The organism is Sphingomonas parapaucimobilis NBRC 15100 (assembly GCF_000787715.1).
Lineage (GTDB): Bacteria > Pseudomonadota > Alphaproteobacteria > Sphingomonadales > Sphingomonadaceae > Sphingomonas > Sphingomonas parapaucimobilis.
On sequence record NZ_BBPI01000029.1, the window covers coordinates 1 to 4123 of the forward strand.

The 4123-nt window shown below is 66.4% G+C and carries 5 protein-coding genes; 4 read left to right on the forward strand and 1 reads right to left on the reverse strand.

The window, feature by feature from the left end:
- Positions 1-61: 61 nt before the first annotated feature.
- Positions 62-517 carry a universal stress protein gene (locus SP5_RS04955; protein ID WP_042484979.1) on the reverse strand — a complete coding sequence of 152 codons (456 nt, stop codon included), beginning with the start codon at positions 515-517 and terminating at the stop codon, positions 62-64.
- Between the two features lie 129 nt (positions 518-646).
- Here SP5_RS04955 and SP5_RS04960 point away from each other — a divergent pair, with 129 nt between their 5' ends.
- From SP5_RS04960 to lpdA, 4 genes are all read left to right on the forward strand, one after another.
- Complete coding sequence (locus SP5_RS04960) at positions 647-1981, forward strand: pyruvate dehydrogenase complex dihydrolipoamide acetyltransferase (RefSeq protein WP_042484982.1); 1335 nt, start codon at positions 647-649, stop codon at positions 1979-1981.
- Positions 1982-2000: 19 nt separating this feature from the next.
- Complete coding sequence (locus tag SP5_RS04965; RefSeq protein WP_042484985.1) at positions 2001-2213, forward strand: hypothetical protein; 213 nt, start codon at positions 2001-2003, stop codon at positions 2211-2213.
- A complete protein-coding gene (locus tag SP5_RS04970; RefSeq protein ID WP_042484988.1) occupies positions 2210-2605 on the forward strand; it encodes an acyl-CoA thioesterase in 396 nt (131 codons plus the stop codon). The genes SP5_RS04965 and SP5_RS04970 overlap by 4 nt, the downstream gene beginning before the upstream one ends.
- 62 nt (positions 2606-2667) lie before the next feature.
- Positions 2668-4080, forward strand: coding sequence for a dihydrolipoyl dehydrogenase (gene lpdA, locus SP5_RS04975; RefSeq protein ID WP_042484991.1), 1413 nt, complete (start codon positions 2668-2670; stop codon positions 4078-4080).
- Positions 4081-4123: the final 43 nt, after the last annotated feature.

Consider the following 4123-nt stretch of genomic DNA (forward strand, 5'->3'; position numbering starts at 1 on the left):
TCGCGGCGATCCCCCTCCACCACCGCTTCGCGGCGGTCCCCCTCCCCATACTGGGGAGGATTCAGCTCAGCCGATCGATCGCCTCGGGCGTCAGCGACCCCGGGATCATCATCACCGGCACCGGCAGGGCGCCTGCGTCAGTGCCGGAAAAGTGGCTGACCAGCTTGCCCGGCGCGCCGCTGGCCGCAGCCCCCAGCACCAAAGCGGCGATGTCGGGATTGGCCGCGATGATCTCGCGGATCACCTTCGGCCCGTCGCCCTCGCGCACCGTGATCGAGGGACGCAGGCCCGATTCGTCCAGGATCGTCCCCGCCGCGCTGGCGAGCAGCGCCTCGGCCTGTTGCCGGGCTTCATCCTCGATCGTCGCCTGCACGCCACCGAACGCGATGAACTCCTGCGGCGGCAGCAGCGTCAGGATTTCAACGCCGCCGCCGGTCTTCACCGCACGCCGGGCGGCGAAGCGCAGGGCGATTTTCGATTCCGGACTGTCGTCGATCACGACCAGATAGATACGCATGGCGGCCCCCAAATTCCCGTCAAGGGATGCCGTTACATAGTATTTCATGCAAGGCCATGACTTGACCGAGCGCAATTCGGGCGCAAGAGACGGGCCGCTACGGAATTGGTTTGCCCCGAGAGGACCTCCATGTCGATCGAGATCAAGATGCCCGCGCTGTCGCCGACCATGGAGGAAGGCACGCTGGCCAAATGGCTGGTGAAGGAAGGGGACACGGTGAAGTCCGGCGATATCATGGCCGAGATTGAAACCGACAAGGCCACCATGGAATTCGAGGCGGTGGACGAAGGCGTCATCGCCAAGATCCTCGTCTCCGAAGGCTCCGACAACGTAAAGGTCGGCACCGTCATCGCGATCCTGGCCGAAGAGGGCGAGGATGCCGCGTCGGTCCAGGCGCCCACGAAGTCGGAAACCCCAGCTCCGGCCAAGCCGATGCCGACCGACCCGACCGATCCCAACAATACGGGCAGCGAAGCCAAGCCCGCCGAGCGCACCGTCGAGCAGGCCGAGGATCACGGCAAGCCCGCCGATTCGGGCAAGCCGGCTGGCAATGGTGGCCGCGCGATCGCCAGCCCGCTGGCCCGCCGCATCGCCTCGCAAAAGGGCCTCGACCTGTCCGCGCTGACTGGCTCGGGTCCGAACGGCCGCATCGTCAAGGCGGACGTCGAGAATGCGCAGCCGGGTCAGGCCAAGGTCGCTCCCGCTGCCGCTGCTTCGTCGTCCGAGGCCGCTTCGGTCCCTGCGCCCGCGCCCAAGCCCGCGCAGGTGCCGGGCATCCCGCACGAAGCGTCGAAGCTGTCCAACATGCGCAAGACGATCGCGCGTCGCCTGACCGAATCGAAGCAGCAGGTGCCGCACATCTACCTGACGGTGGACATCCGCCTCGACGCGCTGCTCAAGCTGCGTGGCGAGCTGAACGCCGGTCTCGAATCGCGCGGCGTGAAGCTGTCGGTCAACGACATGCTCATCAAGGCGCTGGGCGTGTCGCTGATGGCGGTGCCGAAGTGCAACGTCATGTTCACGCCCGACCAGCTGATCAGCTTCAAGCGCGCCGACATCTCGGTCGCGGTGTCGACCCCGGCGGGCCTGATCACCCCGATCGTGTCGGAGGCCGATACGCGTTCGCTGTCGTCCATCTCGACCACGATGAAGGACCTGGCCAGCCGCGCCCGCGACAACAAGCTGCAGCCGCATGAATTCCAGGGCGGCACGGCCTCGATCTCGAACATGGGCATGTTCGGCATCAAGCAGTTCGAGGCGGTCATCAACCCGCCCCAGGGCATGATCCTGGCGATCGGCGCGGGCGAGAAGCGTCCGTACATCGTCGACGACCAGCTGGGCGTGGCGACCGTCATGTCGGCGACCGGCAGCTTCGACCACCGCGCCATCGACGGGGCCGACGGTGCCGAACTGATGAAGGTGTTCAAGGAACTGGTCGAGCGTCCGCTGGCGATGCTGGCCTGATCGCGTCGGGGGCGGGGTCATGCGGGTTCGGACGGAGCTGTTCTATATCGGCCTGGGGCTGGTGGCGGCGCTTGTCATGACCTGGGCCGCCGCCTGGGCCTATCCGCTCGCCCGCACCGAAATCTGGTGGTGCGGCACGGGGGCGGCGCTGGCGACGGTGGCGATGGGCATCGGCCCGCTCCACCGCGCGCGCATCGCCGACCGCATGGCACGCAGGCATAGCGAACAATGAGCACGCTTCCCGATCAGCACCCCACCATCCGCGTCACCGCCATGCCGTCGGACGCCAATCCTTACGGCGATATCTTCGGCGGCTGGCTGATGGGCCAGATGGACCTGGCGGCGGGTTCGGTGGCCTCGCGCCATTCCGGCGGCCGCGCGGTCACGATCGCGGCGGAGGGGATGAAGTTCCACGCCCCCGTGCTCGTCGGTGACGAAGTGTCGGTCTATGCCACCCTGGTCCATGTCGGCAACACGTCGATGACCATCGAGGTCGAGGCCTGGCGCCGCGCCCGCCATATGGAGGATGCGACCAAGGTGACCCAGGCGCGCTTCGTGTTCGTCGCGACCGACAAGGACCGCAAGCCGCGCACCGTTCCGCCGATGGACCCGGCGAAAAACTGACATTTACTCGGGGGTTGCACCCCCACGCACCGCCAAGGCGCGCGTTCAGAAGGAAGATCAAAGTGGCTGACACTTACGACCTTATCGTCCTCGGCTCGGGTCCCGGCGGCTATGTCGCGGCGATCCGCGCGAGCCAGCTTGGCCTGAAGGTCGCGATCGTCGAGCGCGAGCGGCTGGGCGGCATCTGCCTCAACTGGGGCTGTATCCCGACCAAGGCGCTGCTTCGCTCGGCCGAGGTCTATCACTACATGACCCATGCCGCGCAGTACGGCCTGTCGGTCGAGAAGCCCTCGTTCAGCCTCGACAAGGTGGTCGATCGCAGCCGGAAGGTCGCGGGCCAGCTGAATGCGGGCGTCAAGGGCCTGATGAAGAAGAACAAGGTCGCCGTCCATGAGGGCGTCGGCACGATCACCGGCAAGGGCAAGCTGTCGGTCGTCCAGGGCGACAAGACCACCGAGCTGACCGCCAAGCACATCATCGTCGCCACCGGCGCGCGCGCCCGCGACCTGCCCTTCGCCAAGGCGGACGGCGAGCGCATCTGGACCTATCGCCACGCGATGGTGCCGCCCGCCATGCCGACCAAGCTGCTGGTCATCGGATCGGGCGCGATCGGCGTCGAGTTCGCCAGCTTCTACAACGACATGGGCGCCGAAGTGACCATCGTCGAGATGCTCGACCGGATCATGCCGGTCGAGGATGCCGAAGTCAGCGAGTTCATGACCAAGCAGCTGACCAAGTTCGGCATGACCATCAAGACCAAGACCGGCCTCGAAAAGCTGGAAGCCACGGCATCGGGCGTGAAGGCCGCGATGAAAGGTCCGGACGGCAAGGTCGAGACCGCCGAGTTCAGCCACGCGATCGTCGCCATCGGCATCGTGCCCAACACCGAGAATATCGGTCTGGAGAAGCTGGGGGTCACCACCGATCGCGGTCACATCAAGACCGACGGCTATGGCCGCACGAACGTCGACGGCATCTGGGCGATCGGCGACGTGACGGGCGCACCGTGGCTGGCGCACAAGGCGAGCCATGAGGGCGTGATCGCCGCCGAGGCCATCGCGCAGGCGCTGGGCAACAAGGATGTCCACCCGCACGCGATGGACAAGGGCAACATCCCGGGCTGCACCTATTCGCGTCCGCAGGTCGCCAGCGTCGGCTTCACCGAGGCGAAGGCCAAGGAAGCCGGTTATCAGGTGAAGGTCGGCAAGTTCCCCTTCATCGGCAACGGCAAGGCGATCGCGCTCGGCGAGGCGGAAGGCTTCGTGAAGACCGTGTTCGACGCCAAGACCGGCGAATTGCTGGGCGCACACATGGTCGGCGCGGAAGTGACCGAGATGATCCAGGGCTATGTCGTCGCCCGCCAGCTGGAGACGACCGAGGCCGAGCTGATGGAAACGGTGTTCGCGCACCCGACCATCTCGGAATCGATGCACGAGTCGGTGCTGGCCGCCTATGGGCGTGCGCTGCACATCTGATTTCTGGGCTTGGAATTATGGGGAAGGGGCTCGCTGCGGCGGG